The sequence below is a fragment of the Pseudomonas sp. QS1027 genome (assembly GCF_002814235.1).
Lineage (GTDB): Bacteria > Pseudomonadota > Gammaproteobacteria > Pseudomonadales > Pseudomonadaceae > Aquipseudomonas.
On the sequence record NZ_PHSU01000016.1, the window covers coordinates 56,564 to 74,934 of the forward strand.

The window sequence follows — 18,371 nt, forward strand, 5'->3', positions numbered from 1 at the left end:
CCTTGCAGGAGCCGGCTTGCTGGCGATGCGAGGGTGAATGCCCCTTCGCGATCACCGACAAACCCGCGCCGACAACATCAGGGAAACGCCGAGCGCTGCGGAAAATCGCTCTCGGTGTCCCAATACCCCGCCTCTTGCCGCGACGCCAGTTGCCAGGCGCCGTCCTTGAAACGATAAGTCCGGTAGGTGGTGACGAACTCTTCATCCTCGCTCGCCGGCGACGAGGACACCTGCTGGATCTGCGCCACACCGTCTGCCGTCGGCGCGCCGACCTGCCAGGCCGCCTTGCCGGTCTGAGCGAGGAACAGCGCTTCGCTCTTGCCATCCGGCGTGCGATAGACCGTGGTATTGAGCTTACCCGTCGACGGCATCAGCACCTGGGTGGCCGGACCGCTGTAAGTGCCCATCGGCGCGGTTTCATCGATGGTCAGGAAAAACGCCGGGGCCGGCAGGCCTGTCAGCGGTGCTTTCTCTACAGTCGCCAGTGGATAACCCAGGCTTTTGTTTTCCAGCGCATCACCGGAGGCCGCCAGCAAGCGCACCTGCGCGTCGACGAACGGGGTGTTCTCGACATCCGCGGCGAGCACCTGGTCCTCGATATTTTCCGGCTCCGTACCGTTGCCCCAGAGGGCGCGATGCAGGTCAGGAGTAATGCGCGCGTCCTCCAGCACCTCCAACACCTGCCCGTTATCAATCGGCAACTGCTGGGCCACGCGATAACCGGCGGGCACCTGCGCCGCCGCCCCCGCCAAGCCGCACCACACAGCCAATCCCAACCCCAGCACGGCCGAGTTGAAACCTTTCATCCTTTGACTCCCTTCCTATAGGTGGATTTGATGGGTGAAGCGTTCATTATTCAAACAACGCATCCAAAGCCTGTTCCAAGCGCGTCACCGCGATGATCACCAGCCCCGGCGGCGCTTCTTTCGGCGCATTGCCCTTGGGCACGATGGCCCGCTTGAAACCATGCTTGGCCGCCTCTTTAAGACGCTCCTGGCCGCTGGGCACCGGCCGCACTTCGCCGGACAGGCCGACTTCGCCGAACACCAGCAGGTCGTGGGGCAACGGCCGGTTGCGCAGGCTGGACATGATCGCCGCCAGCAACGCCAGGTCCGAGGCGGTCTCCAGGACCTTGACCCCGCCGACGACGTTGAGGAACACATCCTGGTCGTGGGTCGGAATCCCGCCATGGCGGTGCAGGACCGCCAGCAGCATCGCCAGGCGATTCGGGTCCAGGCCGAGGGTGACCCGGCGCGGGTTGGCCAGATGACTGTCGTCCACCAGGGCCTGCACCTCCACCAGCATCGGCCGGGTGCCTTCCCAGGTGGCCATGACCACACTGCCCGGCACTTCTTCCTGGGCCCGGGTGAGGAAAATCGCCGAAGGATTGGACACTTCCTTCAGGCCGCGGTCGGTCATGCCGAACACGCCCAGCTCATTGACCGCGCCGAAACGGTTCTTCACCGCGCGCAACAGGCGCAGACGACCATCCGACTCACCTTCGAAATACAACACGGTGTCGACCATGTGTTCGAGTACTCGCGGCCCGGCCAGGGCGCCTTCCTTGGTCACGTGACCGACCAGGAAAATCGCCGTGCCGCTCTGCTTCGCATAACGCACCAGCAACGCCGCGCTCTCGCGGACCTGGGACACGCCGCCCGGCGCCGATTGCAACTGCTCGGTGAAAATGGTCTGGATCGAGTCGATCACCATGACCTTGGGCTTTTCCACCCGGGCGGTGGCAATGATGGTTTCGATACAGGTCTCGGTCATCACCCGCAGCTGGTCCTGGGGCAGGCCCAGGCGGCGGGCGCGCATGGCGACCTGCTGTTGCGATTCTTCGCCGGTGACATACAGCGCCGGCATACGCGTGGCGAGATTGCACAGGGTCTGCAGCAGAATGGTCGACTTGCCGATGCCCGGGTCGCCACCGATCAGCACCACCGAGCCGTCCACCAGGCCGCCGCCGAGCACTCGATCGAGCTCCCCGGACGCGGTGGAAAAGCGCGGGATTTCCTCGACACTGACTTCGGCCAGGGTCTTGATCTGCGCCTGCTGCCCGGCCCAGCCGGTGCGACCGCTGGGCGGCGCGGCACCGCCGCTTTCCACCATCGTCTCGGTCAGGGTGTTCCAGGCCCCGCATTCACCGCACTGGCCGGCCCACTTGGGAAAGGTCGCGCCGCACTCGGTGCAGCCGTACATGCGCTTGGCCTTGGCCATCTGAACCCCCACGCAAAACCGCGATGATAGCTCAGCTGGCGGCGATCAGCGCGGCGCCGGTGTGCGGATTTCGCCGTCCGCCAGACGCGCCGCGCTATTGCCCAGCGGATCTTCGGCATCGAGGTTGGCACCTTTGGCCGCCAAGGCGTCCAGCAGCCCGGTGCGCTTGAACAGTCCGGCGTACATGGCGGCGGTCTGGCCGGCACCGTTGCGCTGGTCGGGGTTGCAGTCGGTGGCGAGCAGGCGCCGGGCGATGCTGACTTCGCCCTTGAAGATCGCGCCCATCAACGCGGTGTTGCCGCGTTTGTCCTGGACACAGGCATTGGCACCGGCGGCGAGCAGGCGTTCAACGGCGGGGCCCTGGCCATGGTAGGCGGCCAGGATCAGCGCGGTGTAGCCCTGGTCGTCCTGGGTATCGAGGCTGTAGCCGGCGTCGATGAAGGTGTTGAGCATCTCGACGTCGCCACCGCGGGCGGCGTCGAAATAGTAATCCTTGAGCTGCGCCTGGAGCGCGGCCGGGTCGGTGGGAACCGGTGCATCCTGGGCCGAAGCCGCGAAGGCACAGGTCAGTAAAAGCAGGAAAGCATAAATACGCATCGTTGGTGCTCCTACAGCGTTCATGCCGCTGCAATGAGGGCTTCAGGAATCCTGATAACACGGTGCTTTGCGGTGATACGCCAATCTGTAGGAGCCGGCTTGCTGGCGATGAGGCCCTTGAGCCAGACAGGGTCCTCACGGACGCCATCGCCAGCAAGCCGGCTCCTACAGGATTGGTGGTGTTTTCAGGACCGGATTTGAGTGATGGACCTCAATCCGACAGCTTCGCCGCCAACGCCTTGACCCGCGCCAGGTCACCCTTGGCCACCTTGGTCACCCCCGCGCCATACTCCGGGTCGGCCTTGTAGAGAAACGACAGCATGATGTGCTTGCTTTCGTCGTCGGTGTCCGCCAGGGAACCGCCGAAGTTCTCGATCAGGTCCTGCTTTTCCTTCTTGCTGTAGGAGCGGTACAGGTCACCGGCCTGCTTGAAGTTCTGCTCACGCTGGATCTTCGCCTGCTGGGTACTGCCGGCCAGGGCCAACTGGCTGTAGCGGGCTGCCTGCGGTTCTTCGCGAGGCAGCAACCGGCTGGGCTGGTAATTCACCCCGGTGCTGGTATGACCGCTGTTCATCACCCCATCCTGATTGCCGTTGTTGACCGCGACTTTCGGCGCATTGATCGGCAACTGCAGCGCGTTCGGCCCCAGGCGATACATCTGCGTATCGGCATAGGAGAAGACCCGGCCCTGCAACAGCCGATCCTCGGACGGCTCGATACCCGGCACCAGGTTGGCCGGGGCCATGGCGACCTGCTCGGTTTCCTGGAAGACATTCGCCGGGTTGCGATCCAGCACCATCTGCCCGACCTTGCGCTCAGGCACGCCCGGCCAGATCTTGGTGGCATCCAGCGCATCGAAGTCGAACTTGCCCAGGTCCGCTGGCGTCAGGACCTGGACATACAGATCCCACTTCGGAAACTCGCCCTTGTTGATATGCGCCACCAGATCGTGGGTCATATGGCTGTAATCCTTGCCCTGCACTTCGACGACCGATTTTGGATCCAAGTTTCGAATCCCTTGCAGGCTCTTCCAATGGAACTTGACGTAATGCACGTCGCCCTTGGCATTGATCAACTTGTAGGCATGCACACCATTGCCATCCATCTCCCGGTAACTGGCCGGCGTACCGGAGTCCGAGTACAACTCGGTCAGAGTACGAGTGGCCTCCGGGACATGGGAGAAGAAGTCGAAACGCCGCGAGTCGTCATCGAGGTTGGTCCGCGGATCGGGCTTGAAGGCATGCACCATGTCCGGGAACTTGATGGCATCGCGAATGAAGAAGGTCGGGAAGTTGTTGCCCACCAGGTCCCAGTTGCCTTCGCTGGTATAGAACTTGGTGGCGAAGCCGCGCGGGTCACGCAGGGTTTCCGGCGAGTGGTTACCGTGCACCACCGCGGAGAAACGCACGAATACCGGGGTGGCGCTGCCGGCGGCAAAGACCTTGGCCTTGCTCAGGTCGCTCAGGTCATCGGTGACGGTAAAGGTGCCATGGGCGCCGGTGCCCCGCGCATGCACGACGCGCTCCGGAATGCGCTCACGGTCGAAGCGCTGGAGTTTCTGGATCAGTTGTACGTCCTGCAGCAGCACCGGCCCGGCGGCGCCGGCGGTCTGCGAGTTCTGGTTATCGCCAACCGCGGCACCGTTGTCACGGGTCAGGGTCGCGGCCTGGACGGACAGGGATAGCAGGCTGGCGCTCAAGACGCACAGCACGCGCCTTGAAGAAATGCTTCCAAGGGCTGGAATGATGTTCATGTCGGACTCCTCTGGTTTTTGTAGAGCGCATCCTGATGCGCTGACCAGAGGCTAGTGACTGAGGCCCGGTTCTCTAAATAGAAAAGCCTGAAGAGGTCGATTGAGAAAATAGACGGGCCATCCACCGCCAAGGCGCGTATTCCGCGCGATTGCTGGCACTTTGCAAACTTTTTCCCGGGCAACCGGTCGATTAGAGCAAGCGCAGCCGGCCCCGCGCATACAGCAAGATGCGCGCGGCTCCATTACACTGCGCTCACTCCACTCATCTGTAACAAGGAATAACCTATGAGCGTGCTCAGTGAGTTCAAGGCCTTCGCGGTCAAGGGCAATGTGGTCGACATGGCCGTCGGTATCATCATCGGCGCGGCCTTCGGCAAAATCGTCTCGTCGTTTGTCGGCGATGTGGTGATGCCACCGATCGGGCTGCTCATCGGCGGGGTCGACTTCAGTGCCCTGGCCATTACCTTGAAAGCCGCCGACGGCAATGTGCCGGCCGTGGTCCTGGCCTATGGCAAATTCATTCAGAGTTGCATCGACTTCATCATCGTCGCCTTCGCCATTTTCATGGGGGTCAAGGCCATCAACCGGCTCAAGCGCGAAGAGGCGGTAGCCCCGACCCTGCCGGCGGTCCCGACCAAGGAAGAGGAATTGCTGGGCGAGATCCGCGACCTGCTCAAGGCCCAGGCCAACAAGCCCTGACCGCCACAACGCGGTGTGGCCCTACCAGTAGTTCTCCACCGCCACCTGCCCGGGGCGCCGGCTCAGACTGAGCTGCAAGCCCCGTTGCTTGAGCAGCGCCCGGGTGTCATCGATCATCTGTGGGTTGCCGCACAGCATCACCCGTGAATGCTCGGGTGACAGCGCCACACCCGCCACCCGTTCAAGCTCGCCGTTCTCGATCAGGTGAGTGATGCGCCCGTTCAACAGACCCGGGCACTGCTCGCGGGTCACCGTGGCAATGAACTGCAGCTTGTGGCCGTGCCCGGCCAGGTAATCGCGCCCGGCCAGGCCGGCGATCAGTTCCCGATAAGCCAGCTCCGTCGCCTCGCGGGCACTGTAGACCAGGATAATCCGCTCGAAGCGCTCCCAGACCTCGAAATCCTGCAGGATCGACAGGAACGGCGCGATACCGGTGCCGGTGGCCAGCAGCCAGAGGTCACGCCCGTCGACGAAACGGTCCAGGGTCAGGTAACCGAACGCCTGCTTGTCGACCAGCAAGGTGTCGCCCTCGCGCAGGCGACTCAGCTCGCTGGTGAATTCGCCCCCGGGCACGACGATGGAAAAGAACTCGAGGAACTCGTCATGGGGCGAGGACACCATCGAATAAGCCCGCCACACCACGCTGCCGTCGGCCTTGCTCACCCCAAGGCGGGCGAACTGGCCGGCGCGAAAACGAAAGCCGGCATCACGACTGGCACGCAAGGTGAACAGGCTGGGCGTCAAGGGCTGGACATCGAGCAGGGCCTGGCGAGTGAACTTCTCGGCGCTGGCAGTCATGGCGTTCTCCGTGCGGCAGTGAACGTCAGTGTCGCGCAAAGAGCCACAGAGAAACACCGATGGTTTGTAGTGGTATAGGATTTTTAAAAAACCTGTACATATCTAAAGCGCACGTACACACCCCATCAAAAACAATATCTTATATATAGAATGCCCCTGTATTTAATAAGCACTCAAAAAAAGAACACTTGTGCAACATGAAGAAAAGCCATTTCCAGGCGGACATGTTTCACGAGAACAGCGCCCAAAATGATAGCAAAACGCCCTCAACTACAGTACAACAGGCGATAAGTGCGGGGTTTGAAAGACTATAAAAATATCGGCTGGGGACCAAAAAATATCGGCCCCTACTGTGGATATTTCCTACACTACTTCCGTCACCTTCGACCGTTACACGCAATCACGGAAGGGCACCTCAATGGAGAACTGGCAGGACAATCAACTGCATCAGCTCATGAGTGAAAAAGAAGAACAGGCAATCTTCAATGCAGTTTTCAATCTGGCCATGCAAATAGGTTTCACCTACGCATCATTCAGAATAACCACTCTACTCGGAAGCCACCAAACAAACAGCACAGACTTCAACAACTATCCAAACGAATGGAACAGATGCTACCAACGCAACAACTACCAAACGGTCGACCCGCTGGTGTTCCACTGTCATCGTTCGGTATTCCCGATCCTCTGGTCCCCGGAGGTCTTTCAATCCACTCCGACACTATGGAGAGACATGCAAGAGCATGGGTTGAGACAAGGATGCTCACAGTCAGTCCATGACGTTCGCGGTATCGTCAGCACCTTGAGCCTGGCGCGCAATTCGGTCCCGATTACCACCGACGAGTTCTACAGCAAGGCCGGGCAAGTGCTCTGGCTGTGCAACTGGCTGCATTCCGCGCTGGCAGACAAGCTGCTGCCGACCCCACGGTTGGACAACAGCTACCCGTTGTCGCCGCGCGAAGCCGAGATCATGAAGTGGACCGCGGAAGGCAAGACTGCCTCCGAGATTGCCGACATCCTGCACCTGACAACGCGCACCGTGGGCTTTCACATGAGTACCATCATGAGGAAGTTCGGGGTCAACAACAAAGCCTCCGCCGTCTTGTGTGCCGCCAAATCAGGACTGCTTTTCTGAACGAGCAAGGACCGCATCCGGCAGAGGGATCTGCCATCAGAAGAAGCAGGCAATCGGCGACAAACCCACGTAAAATCCTTCGATTCTTCTATTCCCGCTTGTCCTGTCCTAACCTGTGACGAGGCAACATCGACGCTCCAGAGTCCTCCATGCCCCTGCTAGAAAGCCCGTTTGCCCGACTCGACCTGATCCGCCAGCCCGAACAACAGAACGAGCCCCTGCAAGCCTTCGATGCCGCGGATGAGTATCTGCTCGCGCACCTGGCCGAACAGGGCGTGTCGGCCGAGACCCGGGTGCTGGTGCTCAACGACAGCTTCGGCGCCCTGGCCAGCAGCCTCGCCGGACAGGTCCGGGTGACCAGCAGCGGCGACTCGTTCCTCGGCGCCCTGGCGCTGGAAAAGAACCTGGTGCGCAACGGCCAGGCCTTCGACGCCGTGCATCATGTGCCCGCCAGCGAGGCCTGGACCGGGCCATTCGACCGGGTATTGATCCGGGTTCCGAAGACCCTCGCATTGCTGGAAGAACAGCTGATTCGCCTGCAAGGCCAACTGGCCCCGGGCGCCCAGGTGATCGCCAGCGCCATGATCAAGCACTTGCCCCGGGCTGCCGGCGATCTGCTGGAGCGTTATATCGGCCCGGTGCAGGCGTCCCTGGCGGTGAAAAAGGCCCGCCTGCTGATCGCCACGCCCGAGGCACGGGAACCGGCCGTATCGCCCTACCCGACGCGTTACCGGCTCGACGAACCGGCCATCGAGCTGCTCAACCACGCCAATGTGTTCTGCCGCGAAGGCCTGGACATCGGCACCCGGGCGTTCCTGCCTCATCTGCCGGGCAACCTGGGCAGCGCGCAGGTCGCGGACCTGGGTTGCGGCAACGGCGTGCTGGCCATCGCCAGCGCCCTGCAAAATCCCCAGGCCCGGTACACGCTGGTGGACGAGTCGTTCATGGCCGTGCAGTCGGCGCGGGAAAACTGGCAGGCCACGCTGGGCGAGCGCGAAGCCGTGATACGGGCTGGCGACGGGCTGGCCGGGCAAGCCCCGCAATCACTGGACGTGGTGTTGTGCAACCCGCCCTTCCACCAGCAGCAGGTGGTCGGCGACTTCCTCGCCTGGCGGATGTTCCAGCAGGCGCGAGAAGCCCTGGTGGTGGGCGGCGCGCTGTATATCGTCGGTAACCGCCACCTGGGCTATCACAGCAAGCTCGCGCGGTTGTTCCGCGGTGTCGAACAAGTGGCGGCGACGCCCAAGTTCGTGATTCTCAAGGCGCGCAAGTAACCGAACGTCAAAAGCTTCGCGGGCAAGCCTTGCTCCTACAGTTTGATGTCGTACGCAGAGTCTGTGTTCGGCACCGTACTGTAGGAGCAGGGCCTGCCCGCGAAAGGGCCCTCAAGACCGCCAAAAAAGTTGGCTAGTGCGTGGTCATCCCTGCCGCCTTCATGAACAGCCGCATCAGGCTCGCGACCACGAACAACGCCAGCACGCTCCCCGTCCAGATAATCACCAGCCAGCCAATACGTTGCCAGAGCGGTTTCTTCTCAGCCGCTTCGATCTCCTGCAAAGAAGGTTTGCCTGCCATGACCCCAGTCCTCGTCTTTCAAGCGCCCTAGTGATAACCGTCTTCGTGGGTCACCTTGCCGCGGAACACATAGTAGCTCCAGAAGGTGTAACCCAGGATGAACGGGATGATGAACAGCGTCCCCACCAGCATGAAGCCCTGGCTTTGCGGCGGCGCGGCGGCGTCCCAGATCGAAATGGACGGCGGCACGATATTCGGCCACAGGCTGATGCCCAAGCCGCTATACCCCAGGAAAATCAGCGCCAGGGTCAGCAGGAACGGCGTGTAGTGGGCGTTACGCGCCACCGCCCGGAGCAAACCGTACAGCGTCACCAGCACCAGGATCGGCACCGGCAGGAACCAGAACAGGTTAGGCAGGGTAAACCAGCGCGCGGCGATCTCGGCATGGGCCAGGGGCGTCCAGAGACTGACCACCCCGATCACCGCCAACACCACATAGGCAAGCGGCCGCGCCAGGTCGTGCATCTGCTCCTGCAACTTGCCCTCGGTCTTCATGATCAGCCAGGTGCAGCCGAGCAAGGCATAGGCCACCACCAGCGCCACGCCGCAGAACAGCGTGAAGGGCGTCAGCCAGTCCAGCGAGCCGCCGGCAAACTGGCGGTTGACCACCGGAATGCCATCGATGAAAGCCCCCAGCGCCACGCCCTGGAAGAAGGTCGCGGTCAGTGAGCCACCGATAAACGCCTTGTCCCAGATATGCCGCTTGTGCTCCTTGGCCTTGAAACGGAACTCGAAGGCCACGCCGCGGAAGATCAGCCCGATCAGCATCAGGATCAACGGCAGGTAGAGCGCCGACAGCACCACCGAATAGGCCAGCGGAAACGCGCCGAACAACGCCGCGCCACCGAGCACCAACCAGGTTTCGTTGCCGTCCCAGACCGGCGCGACGGTGTTCATCATCACATCGCGGTCACGGTCGTCCTTGATGAAGGGGAAGAGAATGCCGATCCCCAGGTCGAACCCATCCATGACCACGTACATCATGATGCCGAAGATGATGATCACGGCCCAGATCAGCGGAAGATCAATACCCATGACTCAGTTCCCCTTGTTCAGGTGGTGAGCGTCTTCGGCGCCATCATCGGCGGCGGAGAGCGGACGGGCCGGTGTGCGTTGCTGGCCGGGACCACCGTGGTTCGACTCGGCCCCCTCGTTGGTTTTCGGCCCTTTGCGCACCAGGCGCATCATGTAGCCCAGACCGGCACCGAACAGCGAGAAATAGACCACGACGAACAGCGCCAGGGTGATGCTCATCTGTATCAACGTGTGCCCGGACGAGGCATCCGCCGTGCGCATCAGGCCGTAGACCACCCAGGGCTGACGACCGATTTCGGTAGTGAACCAGCCGGCCAGGATCGCGATCAGGCCCGAAGGTCCCATCCACAGCGCCAGGTACAGGAAAGTACGGTTGCTGTAGAGGCGATCACGCTTGCGCAGCCACAGGCTCCAGAGCCCGGTGAAGATCATCAGGAAACCCAGACCGACCATGACCCGGAACGACCAGAACACAATGGTCGAATTCGGTCGGTCCTCCGGTGGGAACTCCTTGAGGGCCGGCACCTGCTTGTCCAGGCTATGGGTCAGGATCAGGCTGCCCAGGTAGGGAATCTCCACGGCGAAGCGGGTCTTCTCGGCCTTCATGTCCGGCAGGCCGAAGAGGATCAGCGGGGTCGGTTCGTTGCCGACGTTTTCCCAGTGGCCTTCGATGGCGGCAATCTTTGCCGGCTGGTGCTTGAGGGTGTTGAGGCCGTGGAAGTCACCGATCACCGCCTGGATCGGCGCGACGATCAGCGCCATCCACATGGCCATCGAGAGCATGGTGCGGATCGCCGGATTATCGCGCCCGCGCAACAGGTGCCAGGCCGCCGACGAGCCGACGAAAAACGCCGTCGCGACAAAGGCCGCCGTGGCCATGTGCATCAGCCGATAAGGGAAGGACGGGTTGAACACCACCGCAAACCAGTCCACCGGGATCACCCGGCCGTCGATGATTTCGTAGCCCTGGGGCGTCTGCATCCAGCTGTTGGACGAGAGAATCCAGAAGGTCGAGACCAGCGTACCGATGGCCACCATCACCGTGGAGAAGAAATGCAGGCCCCGTCCGACACGGTTCCAACCGAACAGCATCACGCCGAGGAAACCGGCTTCGAGGAAGAACGCCGTGAGCACTTCATAGGTCAGCAGCGGCCCGGTGACCGCGCCGGCGAAGTCGGAGAAGCGACTCCAGTTGGTCCCGAACTGATAGGCCATGACCAACCCGGAGACCACGCCCATGCCGAAGTTGACGGCAAAGATCTTCGACCAGAAATGGTACAGATCGCGGTAGGTATCGTTGTGCGTCTTCAGCCACAAGCCTTCGAGTACCGCCAGGTAACTCGCCAGGCCGATGGTGATCGCCGGGAACAGGATATGGAAGGAGATGGTAAACGCGAATTGAATTCGGGCGAGATCTAGCGCCTCCAAACCGAACATAAGTCTTCCTCTGTCAGGTAATACCGGTTGCCGGCCTGGAGGCCTGCACCACTGCCCCCACGGATATGGAGTGCGGCGAATTCGAATTCGTTCTTTTAAACCATCGCGACGCAGGGAGCCGGACCCAGGCCAGCGCCAAAAATGGAAGTGACCTGGATCAATCAACGTTGAAAGAGTAGTCCCATTCCGACGACCGGGTTGTGTGGTCTTTTGCCGCGTGACAGGTTGCCTCAGGCGCAGATGCCAACTGATCCGGAGAAAACATAGGCAGCTCAGCAACTTTTTGTTACACGAGAATGATAATCTGCCTTGTCCCCAGCCCAGACGAGCCCCCCCCGATGCCCACCGAGACGCCGTTGCTGTTGCGCCACCACCGTCCTTTCCTGGCTTTCTGGCTCGCACGGATCTTTACCGCCAGCGGCTTCCAGATGCTCACCGTGGCCATCGGCTGGAACCTCTATCAGTTGACCGGGAACGTCCTGGACCTGGGCCTGGTGGGGTTGGTGGAGTTCGCTCCGCGGGTGCTGTTCATGCTGCACACCGGGCATGTCGCCGACCGCTACGACCGGCGCAAGGTCGCGGCGCTGTGCCAGTCGTTGCAGGCACTGATCGCCCTGAGCCTGGCCATCGGCAGTGCGACCAACCATGTGACCCGGGAAATGATCTTTATCCTGGCGTTCCTGCTGGGGGCGGCACGCTCTTTCGAAATGCCCACCACCCAGGCGCTATTGCCGTCCATCGTCCCGGCGGCACTGTTCCCCCGCGCCGTGGCCGCCGCGCAGTCGGCCCAGCAACTGGCGACCATCGTCGCCCCGGCTCTCGGAGGCCTGCTCTACGCCCTGGGCAGCGTCTGGGTCTATGGCCCCACCGTGGCCCTGTATGTGATCGCCTGCTCGCTGATGCTCAATCTGCCGGCGCGGCAGACGCCGCTGAACAAGGGCAAGGCCACCCTGCACTCGCTGTTGGCGGGGATTCGCTTTATCCGCAGTCGCCCGGATATTCTCGGGGCGATTTCCCTGGACCTGTTCGCCGTGCTGCTGGGCGGCGCCACGGCCCTGCTGCCGGTGTTCGCCAAGGATATCCTGCTGACCGGCGCCTGGGGCCTGGGCCTGTTGCGCTCGGCCCCGGCGGTGGGCGCCCTGCTGATGTCGCTGTGGCTGGCGCGGTTCCCGGTGGAACGCAAGGTCGGACGGATCATGTTCACCGCCGTTGGCGTGTTCGGCGTGGCGACCATCGCCTTCGGCCTGTCGACCTCGTTCTGGTTCTCCCTGGCGGTGCTGGTAGTACTGGGCGCGGCGGACATGATCAGCATGGTGATCCGCGCGTCCTTCGTGCAGTTGGAAACCCCGGACGAGATGCGCGGCCGGGTCAGTGCCGTGAACGGGCTGTTTATCGGCGCCTCCAACCAGCTCGGCGAGTTCGAGTCAGGGCTGACGGCCCACTGGTTCGGCACCGTGCCCGCCGTGGTGATGGGCGGCATCGGCACCCTGGTGATCACCGGGAGCTGGATGAAACTGTTTCCGACCCTGGCCCGGCGCGATCGCATGCACGAGCTCCCTGGCCAGTCGGAACCGGTGGCCGAGCCTGCGAAGGTCGCTTAGTAGACGGCGATCTGAATTTCCGCACCCTTGGTCTGCACCGGCGCCGTCAGTGAACGATCGGCGACGACGAACGTGCCGACCTCCTGGCTGTCCAGCTCAAACACATAGCTGAATTTGTAACCCACCACCTTGCCGCTGGTGCAAGGCACGAACGGCCGCTGGAATTCGCAGAGTGAACTGCGCGAGGCGTATTGCAGGGGGACGCCGTTGAGAAAGGCCATCAGACCGTGGCCATAGCCCGACTCCACCACCGTCACGGTGATCGGCCCGCGATGGGCGCATTGGGTTTGCGTGCGACCGTCGGACACGTCCTCGACACAGCCCTTGGACACCACCGTATAGAGGGCCACGCCGATCAGCGGCTGGGCCGGTGCGGCAGACGCCGTCAGCACCGTACTGGCCATCACGAGGCCCATGCCCAGGGCCAGACTCTTCACTCGACTGCTCATAAATCCCTCCGAAAGGAGCCTGCAGTATGCCTTATGGACCCGGCGACGACATCGGTGCCCGGCATGCGCAGAAGTTTTTTGCTGATGTCCTGGCATCTTGCTTGCAACGCGCAGCCAACCGGCACAAACCACTGGTATGATGCGCGGCTTTTTTCCACAGACAGAAGCTCATCAGGCCGCTAGAGTCTGTGCTTGGTTGTTTGGGGATCGATTCATTCACGGCGCCGAGTGCGCCACGGGGGAGCAGAGATGCTGGAAAGGCTGTTTCAACTCAAGGCACACAACACCAATGTACGCACCGAGATACTCGCGGGCGTCACCACCTTCCTGGCCATGGCCTACATTCTGTTCGTCAACCCGAGCATCCTCGGCGAAACGGGCATGGACAAGGGCGCGGTGTTTGTCGCCACCTGCCTGGCCGCAGCCATCGGTTCCACGGTCATGGGCCTGATCGCCAACTACCCGATCGCCCTCGCGCCGGGCATGGGCCTGAACGCCTTCTTCACCTACACCGTGGTCCTGCACATGGGCCATACCTGGCAAGTCGCGCTGGGGGCGGTCTTCATCTCGGCGGTGTGCTTCTTCCTGCTGTCGATCTTCCGCATCCGCGAATGGATCATCAACAGCATCCCACTGCCGCTGCGTTCGGCGATTGCCGCCGGTATCGGCCTGTTCCTGGCGCTGATCGCCCTGCACAACGCCGGTATCGTGGTGAGCAACCCGGCGACCATGGTCGGCCTCGGTGACCTCAAGCAACCGGCACCGATCCTCGCCACCCTGGGCTTTGCCGCCATCGTCGCCCTGGATGCGCTGAAAGTCCGTGGCGCGGTGCTGATCGGCATCCTCGGCGTGACCATCGTCTCGATCCTGATGGGCTTCAGCCCGTTCGGCGGGATCGTCTCGGCACCGCCATCCCTGGCCCCGACCTTCCTGCAACTGGACATCAAGGGCGCCCTGAACATCGGCCTGGTCAGCGTGATCTTCGCCTTCCTGTTCGTCGACCTGTTCGACAACTCCGGCACCCTGATCGGCGTCGCCAAGCGCGCCGGGCTGATGGGCAAGGACGGCCACATGCCGAAAATGGGCCGTGCACTGATCGCCGACAGCACTGCCGCCATGGCCGGTTCGCTGCTGGGCACCTCGACCACCACCAGCTACATCGAGTCGGCAGCGGGCGTCAGCGCCGGCGGCCGTACCGGCCTGACCGCCGTGGTGGTGGCCGTGCTGTTCCTGCTCGCGCTGTTCTTCGCCCCGTTGGCCGGCAGCGTCCCGGCGTTCGCCACCGCACCGGCGCTGCTGTTCGTCGCCGTGCTGATGACCTCGGGCCTGGCGGAAATCAACTGGGATGACATTACCGAAGCGGCACCGGTGGTGGTCACGGCCCTGGCCATGCCCTTCACCTATTCCATCGCCAATGGCATCGCGTTCGGCTTCATTGCCTGGACCGCGATCAAGCTGCTGTCCGGTCGCGCCCGCGAACTGAACCCGGCGCTGGTGATTCTGTCGATACTGTTCGTGATCAAGCTGGGCTGGTTCAACGCATGACTTTTGATTCCAACACCTACACCGCTCAGCTCGAAGACAAGGTCGCGCGCTTGCGCGACCTGCTGGCACCGTTCGATGCACCCGAGCCACGGGTGTTCGACTCGCCGCTGCAGCACTTCCGCCTGCGGGCGGAGTTCCGCCTCTGGCGCGAAGCGGGCGAGCGCCACTACGCGATGTTTTCCCAGGACGACAAGCGCACCCCGATCCTGATCGAGGAGTTCCCCATCGCCAGCCTGCGCATCAATGAATTGATGCCCAAGCTCAAGGCCGCCTGGCAAGCCAGCGCGCCCCTGAGCCACAAGCTGTTCCAGGTGGAGTTCCTGACCACCCTGGCCGGCGACGCGATGATCACCCTGTGCTATCACCGGCCATTGGACGGACACTGGCAGACCGCCGCCGAGCAGCTGGCTGCCGACCTTGGGGTCAGCATCATCGGCCGTTCCAAGGGCAAGCGCGTGGTGATCGGCCACGACTACGTGGTGGAAAAGTTCGAGATTGCCGGGCGCACCTTCAGCTACCGGCAACCGGAGGGCGCCTTTACCCAGCCCAACGGCACGGTGAACCAGAAGATGCTCAACTGGGCCTATGAAGCCCTGGGCGAGCGTTCCGACGATCTGCTGGAGTTGTATTGCGGCAACGGCAACTTCACCCTGCCCCTGGCGACCCGGGTACGCAAGGTGCTGGCCACCGAGATCAGCAAGACCTCGGTGAATGCCGCCTTGAGCAACCTCGACGAGAACGGCGTGGACAGCGTGACCCTGGTGCGTTTGTCCGCCGAGGAACTGACCGAAGCGCTGAACGAGGTTCGCCCGTTCCGGCGCCTGCACGGCATCGACCTGAAAAGCTATGAATTCGGCAGCGTGTTCGTCGACCCTCCGCGGGCCGGCATGGACCCGGACACCTGCGAGCTGACCCGGCGCTTCGACAATATCCTGTACATCTCCTGCAACCCGGAGACGTTGGCGGCGAATATCGCGCAACTGCACGATACCCACCGCATCGAACGCTGCGCGCTGTTCGATCAATTCCCCTGGACCCATCATATGGAATCCGGGGTGTTGCTGACGCGTCGCTGAGTCCGTCAGGGATATCGGCACCGTCACATCACCTGTAGGAGCCGGCTTGCTGGCGATAGCGATTTTCCAGGCGACGACGATGTCGCCCATCAGATCGCATCGCCAGCAAGCCGGCTCCTACAGATCGGGTTCCAACGCAAAGATAGCGTAGGGCTCAGTCCTTCACGAAGCCGAACAACTCCGCCGCCGTATTGCACAGCAGATGCTGACGTAACGGCGCGGCGCAGGCCAGACGGCGCAGACGATCAAGCTCCGAGCCGAAACTCACCTCCTGCTCATGCTGCGTATGCGGCCAATCGCTGCCCCACAACAAACGGTCCGGCCCCAGGGTTTTCAGCATCAACGACAAGGCCTTCTCGGCGAAATGCAGGTTTTCCATCGGCGTCCCGCCCAACCGATAAATACCTGAAACCTTGATCCACAACCGCCCTCCTTCACCCAACGCAAGCAGACGGGCAAAGGCTGGTTGCTCGACTCCAAGCCGAGCATCGGGGCGGCCGAAATGATCGACCACCACCTTGCAGCCCAGCGCCAGCAGCGGCTCGACCAGGGCCGGCAGATCCTCCAACTGGCGATGCAGTTCGACATGCCAGTCGAGGTGCCGCAGATGGCCGAGAAACACCTGCCACGAGGTTTCGGAAAAGTCTGGTAGCGGCTGCCCCATCAGGTTCAAGCGCACGCCCGCGACACCGAGCGCGGCCATCCGCTCCAGCTCGTCGAAGGCAATATCGCACTCGACCACCACGACCCCGCGCAGCCGTTCGGGTTCCTGCTGCAACGCCGCCAGCAGATAGCGGTTATCGGTGCCGAGAAAGCTCGGCTGCACCAACACGCCGTGGCTCAAGCCGTTGTGCTGCAAGTGCTGCAGATACGTTTCCAGCGTGGCGTCGTAATCCGGCGCATAACGGCGCACGCTCGCAAGTCCCAGGCCGCGTTCGAAAACATGGGCATGGGCATCGATGCCGCGAATCGGCAGTGGGCAAGTCTCGGGCATGGAACTCATCTATGGAAAGGTTGAATACAGACCCGCCAGGAGCCAGCTTGCTGGCGAGGCGATCTGATGAGCGACATCGTCGTCGCCTGGAAAATCGCCATCGCCAGCAAGCCGGCTCCTACAGGGTTGTGGTGTTTTCAAGATAACTGACCGGCGTCAGCACGCTTGGCAGGTACCGCCGCCACCCGGGCCTCCTGCAAATTGCGCCCCTTGGTTTCCGGCAGCGCCAACGCGGCCAGCACCGCCACGCCGTAGGCGATCCCCGCGTCGATACCGATGGCCGAGCCCAGGGACATCGACTCGCTCATATGCCCGACCATGAACGGGAACACCGCCGACAGCACACGACCGAAGTTGTAGCAAAAGCCCACGCCGGCACCCCGGACATCCGCCGGATACAGCTCATTGAAAAACGACCCCAGGCTCGCCGGGATCCCGGCGGCGAAGAAGCCCAGGGGAAAGCCGAGGAACAGCATCTGGGTATTGCTCAGCGGCAGGAACAGATAACACTGCACCGTGATCACGCAGCAGAAGGCGAAGAGAATGATGTTCTTGCGTCGGCCGATGCGGTCCAGCAACAAACCGCTGACCACACAGCCAAACCAGAATGCAACGATGATCACCGCCAGGTAGCCGCCGGAACTCAACACCGAAAGGTTGCGCTCGGTCTTGAGGAAAGTCGGCAGCCAGGTCATCACCGCGTGATAACCGCCGTGCGCCCCCAGGCCGAGGATGCCGCCCAGCAGCGTCACCCGCAGCAACTCGGGACGAAAGATCGCCGCCATCGAGGCCAACAGGCCACGGCTCTCGGCCTTGGCCTGGCGTTGCGCGCTGTCGGGCTCGACCACGCTGCGCCGCACATAAATCACCAGCAGCGCCGGCAGCAGGCCCACCAGGAACATCACGCGCCAGGCCATGGCCTCGGGCACGAAGGTATAGATCAGCGTGAACACCCCGACCGCCGCGCCCCAGCCGATCGCCCAGGCGCTCTGCACCGCGCCCATGACCTTGCCACGGAACCGGGCCTGGATGGTCTCGGCCATCAGCACCGCGCCCGCCGCCCATTCGCCGCCGATGCCGAAGCCTTGCAGCGCCTTGACGATGAGCAACTGGTTGAAGCTGGTGACAAAGGCCGAGAGAAAGGTGAACAGCGAAAACCAGAGGATCATCCATTGCAACGTGCGGACCCGGCCATAGCGGTCGGACAGCGTACCGCCGAGCCAGCCACCGATGGCCGAACTGATCAGGGTCACGCCGCTGACCAACCCGGCGTCGCCCTTGCTCAGGGCGAAGGCGGCGATCAGCGCCGGGATCGCCAGGCCGAACATCTGCACTTCCAGCGCGTCCAGGGACCAGCCGCCAAAGCAGGCCCAGAATGTCTTGCGCTCCCTCGAGGTGATATCGCGATACCAACTGAACATGGATTCTTATCCTTATAGGTGAACAGGGAGCCGCCCAGG

General features: G+C 62.5%; 17 protein-coding genes. 6 read left to right on the forward strand and 11 right to left on the reverse strand.

The annotated features are described in order from the left end of the window. Nucleotides 1–77: 77 nt before the first annotated feature. The 4 genes from CWE01_RS15750 to katB all read right to left on the reverse strand — a co-directional run bounded on the left by CWE01_RS15750 (nucleotide 78) and on the right by katB (nucleotide 4,570). On the reverse strand, nucleotides 78–806 hold the full coding sequence (locus CWE01_RS15750; protein ID WP_100941461.1) for a hypothetical protein: 729 nt from the start codon (nucleotides 804–806) through the stop codon (nucleotides 78–80). Nucleotides 807–852: 46 nt separating this feature from the next. Then, entirely contained in the window at nucleotides 853–2,220 is a 1,368-nt protein-coding gene (gene radA, locus CWE01_RS15755) for a DNA repair protein RadA (protein WP_100941462.1), read from the reverse strand. 45 nt (nucleotides 2,221–2,265) lie between these two features. Next, nucleotides 2,266–2,817, reverse strand: a complete 552-nt coding sequence (locus CWE01_RS15760; RefSeq protein WP_100941463.1) for an ankyrin repeat domain-containing protein — start codon at nucleotides 2,815–2,817, stop codon at nucleotides 2,266–2,268. A gap of 211 nt (nucleotides 2,818–3,028) precedes the next feature. Beyond that, nucleotides 3,029–4,570, reverse strand: coding sequence for a catalase KatB (gene katB / locus CWE01_RS15770; protein WP_100941464.1), 1,542 nt, complete (start codon nucleotides 4,568–4,570; stop codon nucleotides 3,029–3,031). A gap of 285 nt (nucleotides 4,571–4,855) precedes the next feature. On the opposite strand from katB, the gene mscL reads away from it, so the two are divergent. Further along, nucleotides 4,856–5,269 carry a large-conductance mechanosensitive channel protein MscL gene (gene mscL / locus CWE01_RS15775; protein ID WP_100941465.1) on the forward strand — a complete coding sequence of 138 codons (414 nt, stop codon included), beginning with the start codon at nucleotides 4,856–4,858 and terminating at the stop codon, nucleotides 5,267–5,269. A gap of 21 nt (nucleotides 5,270–5,290) precedes the next feature. On the opposite strand, the gene CWE01_RS15780 is transcribed toward mscL, so the two are convergent. Beyond that, entirely contained in the window at nucleotides 5,291–6,067 is a 777-nt protein-coding gene (locus CWE01_RS15780; protein WP_100941466.1) for a ferredoxin--NADP reductase, read from the reverse strand. Nucleotides 6,068–6,485: 418 nt separating this feature from the next. Here CWE01_RS15780 and CWE01_RS15785 point away from each other — a divergent pair, with 418 nt between their 5' ends. Continuing rightward, nucleotides 6,486–7,199: an autoinducer binding domain-containing protein gene (locus CWE01_RS15785; RefSeq protein ID WP_100941467.1), complete on the forward strand. Its 714-nt coding sequence runs from the start codon at nucleotides 6,486–6,488 to the stop codon at nucleotides 7,197–7,199. Between the two features lie 149 nt (nucleotides 7,200–7,348). Beyond that, nucleotides 7,349–8,473: a methyltransferase gene (locus CWE01_RS15790; RefSeq protein WP_100941468.1), complete on the forward strand. Its 1,125-nt coding sequence runs from the start codon at nucleotides 7,349–7,351 to the stop codon at nucleotides 8,471–8,473. Nucleotides 8,474–8,606: 133 nt separating this feature from the next. On the opposite strand, the gene CWE01_RS15795 is transcribed toward CWE01_RS15790, so the two are convergent. From CWE01_RS15795 to CWE01_RS15805, 3 genes are read right to left on the reverse strand one after another with little or no spacing between them, the layout of a single operon-like run. Beyond that, nucleotides 8,607–8,774 (reverse strand): DUF2474 domain-containing protein, encoded by a 168-nt coding sequence (locus CWE01_RS15795; protein ID WP_100941469.1) that lies wholly within the window; start codon nucleotides 8,772–8,774, stop codon nucleotides 8,607–8,609. 27 nt (nucleotides 8,775–8,801) lie between these two features. Next, on the reverse strand, nucleotides 8,802–9,809 hold the full coding sequence (gene cydB / locus CWE01_RS15800) for a cytochrome d ubiquinol oxidase subunit II (protein ID WP_100941470.1): 1,008 nt from the start codon (nucleotides 9,807–9,809) through the stop codon (nucleotides 8,802–8,804). Between the two features lie 3 nt (nucleotides 9,810–9,812). Continuing rightward, complete coding sequence (locus tag CWE01_RS15805) at nucleotides 9,813–11,246, reverse strand: cytochrome ubiquinol oxidase subunit I (protein WP_100941471.1); 1,434 nt, start codon at nucleotides 11,244–11,246, stop codon at nucleotides 9,813–9,815. Nucleotides 11,247–11,584: 338 nt separating this feature from the next. Between CWE01_RS15805 and CWE01_RS15810 the strand changes: the two genes are divergently transcribed. After that, complete coding sequence (locus CWE01_RS15810; RefSeq protein ID WP_100941472.1) at nucleotides 11,585–12,847, forward strand: MFS transporter; 1,263 nt, start codon at nucleotides 11,585–11,587, stop codon at nucleotides 12,845–12,847. Here the strand turns inward: CWE01_RS15810 and CWE01_RS15815 are convergent. Continuing rightward, a complete protein-coding gene (locus CWE01_RS15815; RefSeq protein WP_100941473.1) occupies nucleotides 12,844–13,296 on the reverse strand; it encodes a DUF4879 domain-containing protein in 453 nt (150 codons plus the stop codon). The genes CWE01_RS15810 and CWE01_RS15815 overlap by 4 nt on opposite strands. A 249-nt stretch (nucleotides 13,297–13,545) precedes the next feature. On the opposite strand from CWE01_RS15815, the gene CWE01_RS15820 reads away from it, so the two are divergent. Both CWE01_RS15820 and trmA read left to right on the forward strand, forming a co-directional pair. Further along, a complete protein-coding gene (locus CWE01_RS15820; RefSeq protein ID WP_100941474.1) occupies nucleotides 13,546–14,841 on the forward strand; it encodes an NCS2 family permease in 1,296 nt (431 codons plus the stop codon). Beyond that, the gene (gene trmA, locus CWE01_RS15825) at nucleotides 14,838–15,917 is read left to right on the forward strand and encodes a tRNA (uridine(54)-C5)-methyltransferase TrmA (protein ID WP_100941475.1); all 1,080 of its coding nucleotides are present in this window, start codon (nucleotides 14,838–14,840) and stop codon (nucleotides 15,915–15,917) included. Before CWE01_RS15820 ends, trmA begins: the two co-directional genes overlap by 4 nt. Before the next feature lie 154 nt (nucleotides 15,918–16,071). Here the strand turns inward: trmA and CWE01_RS15830 are convergent, their stop codons facing one another. Both CWE01_RS15830 and CWE01_RS15835 read right to left on the reverse strand, forming a co-directional pair. Next, nucleotides 16,072–16,911 carry an amidohydrolase gene (locus tag CWE01_RS15830; protein ID WP_100941476.1) on the reverse strand — a complete coding sequence of 280 codons (840 nt, stop codon included), beginning with the start codon at nucleotides 16,909–16,911 and terminating at the stop codon, nucleotides 16,072–16,074. A 137-nt stretch (nucleotides 16,912–17,048) separates the two neighbouring features. Then, a complete protein-coding gene (locus tag CWE01_RS15835) occupies nucleotides 17,049–18,332 on the reverse strand; it encodes an MFS transporter (RefSeq protein ID WP_100941477.1) in 1,284 nt (427 codons plus the stop codon). Nucleotides 18,333–18,371 lie beyond the last annotated feature (39 nt).

Excerpts from the sequence above, each read along its gene's own strand:
- CWE01_RS15750 (WP_100941461.1), bottom strand. The coding sequence starts at position 806 with ATGAAAGGTTTCAACTCGGCCGTGCTGGGGTTGGGATTGGCTGTGTGG.
- radA (WP_100941462.1), bottom strand. The coding sequence starts at position 2,220 with ATGGCCAAGGCCAAGCGCATGTACGGCTGCACCGAGTGCGGCGCGACC.
- CWE01_RS15760 (WP_100941463.1), bottom strand. The coding sequence starts at position 2,817 with ATGCGTATTTATGCTTTCCTGCTTTTACTGACCTGTGCCTTCGCGGCT.
- katB (WP_100941464.1), bottom strand. The coding sequence starts at position 4,570 with ATGAACATCATTCCAGCCCTTGGAAGCATTTCTTCAAGGCGCGTGCTG.
- mscL (WP_100941465.1), top strand. The coding sequence starts at position 4,856 with ATGAGCGTGCTCAGTGAGTTCAAGGCCTTCGCGGTCAAGGGCAATGTG.
- CWE01_RS15780 (WP_100941466.1), bottom strand. The coding sequence starts at position 6,067 with ATGACTGCCAGCGCCGAGAAGTTCACTCGCCAGGCCCTGCTCGATGTC.
- CWE01_RS15785 (WP_100941467.1), top strand. The coding sequence starts at position 6,486 with ATGGAGAACTGGCAGGACAATCAACTGCATCAGCTCATGAGTGAAAAA.
- CWE01_RS15790 (WP_100941468.1), top strand. The coding sequence starts at position 7,349 with ATGCCCCTGCTAGAAAGCCCGTTTGCCCGACTCGACCTGATCCGCCAG.
- CWE01_RS15795 (WP_100941469.1), bottom strand. The coding sequence starts at position 8,774 with ATGGCAGGCAAACCTTCTTTGCAGGAGATCGAAGCGGCTGAGAAGAAA.
- cydB (WP_100941470.1), bottom strand. The coding sequence starts at position 9,809 with ATGGGTATTGATCTTCCGCTGATCTGGGCCGTGATCATCATCTTCGGC.
- CWE01_RS15805 (WP_100941471.1), bottom strand. The coding sequence starts at position 11,246 with ATGTTCGGTTTGGAGGCGCTAGATCTCGCCCGAATTCAATTCGCGTTT.
- CWE01_RS15810 (WP_100941472.1), top strand. The coding sequence starts at position 11,585 with ATGCCCACCGAGACGCCGTTGCTGTTGCGCCACCACCGTCCTTTCCTG.
- CWE01_RS15815 (WP_100941473.1), bottom strand. The coding sequence starts at position 13,296 with ATGAGCAGTCGAGTGAAGAGTCTGGCCCTGGGCATGGGCCTCGTGATG.
- CWE01_RS15820 (WP_100941474.1), top strand. The coding sequence starts at position 13,546 with ATGCTGGAAAGGCTGTTTCAACTCAAGGCACACAACACCAATGTACGC.
- trmA (WP_100941475.1), top strand. The coding sequence starts at position 14,838 with ATGACTTTTGATTCCAACACCTACACCGCTCAGCTCGAAGACAAGGTC.
- CWE01_RS15830 (WP_100941476.1), bottom strand. The coding sequence starts at position 16,911 with ATGCCCGAGACTTGCCCACTGCCGATTCGCGGCATCGATGCCCATGCC.
- CWE01_RS15835 (WP_100941477.1), bottom strand. The coding sequence starts at position 18,332 with ATGTTCAGTTGGTATCGCGATATCACCTCGAGGGAGCGCAAGACATTC.